Here is a 641-nt window from a genome sequence, read left to right on the forward strand (position 1 = left end):
CCCCTCGAGTTCCTCACGTTTCATAAACAGGATGAATCACGGACTGCCCGGTTTGACAAGGGGGTGGGTAATTACCGAATGCCGGCGACCGGCTATTCGCGGACTGGGCTTACCTGGACCGATCAAGGCTATTACCAGGCGCGGAATTACTACAACCTTTCGTGGACTTCGGCGAATGGCGGAACGTGTTCCGGCATGCAGCAACCGTTGCGCCCGCTATGGCGCTACGAGCCGACCATGCTCAATACGAGCGGGCTGGTGTCCAGCCTCAGCACCGGCACCCCCGTCACCAATCCGACCAAGCTCGACGGATCGACGTCGACCTGGCGCGGCTGCATCGAGGAACTCGATACCACGACGGGGTCGTCGTTCAATGTCGCCAATCTGCCCGATGATCTCAACCCGGATATCATTCCCAACGCAACCGCCAACAAATGGCGTCCGCGCTGGCCCGAAGCGGAATGGTTGCGAAACACGATCGGAGCGCAAGACGTCAAGGACGACGCGATCGTCGAGGACAGTACCAACGCGTACTACAACCTCAACTATCGCCCGGGCGGTTATATGGGCTTTGTTGCATAACGTCGCGAGAGTATAACCGCGCTTTTACTTGAAGATGTTATGAGAGGCGGACGGTCACC

General features: G+C 58.2%; 1 pseudogene. It reads left to right on the forward strand.

Annotated features, from left to right (window positions below):
* Window positions 1–582, forward strand: a pseudogene (locus tag QN347_RS19365) (hypothetical protein); the annotation flags it as partial.
* Window positions 583–641: the final 59 nt, after the last annotated feature.

The organism is Sphingomonas sp. 10B4 (genome assembly GCF_035019905.1).
Taxonomy (GTDB): Bacteria; Pseudomonadota; Alphaproteobacteria; order Sphingomonadales; family Sphingomonadaceae; genus Sphingomonas; species Sphingomonas glacialis.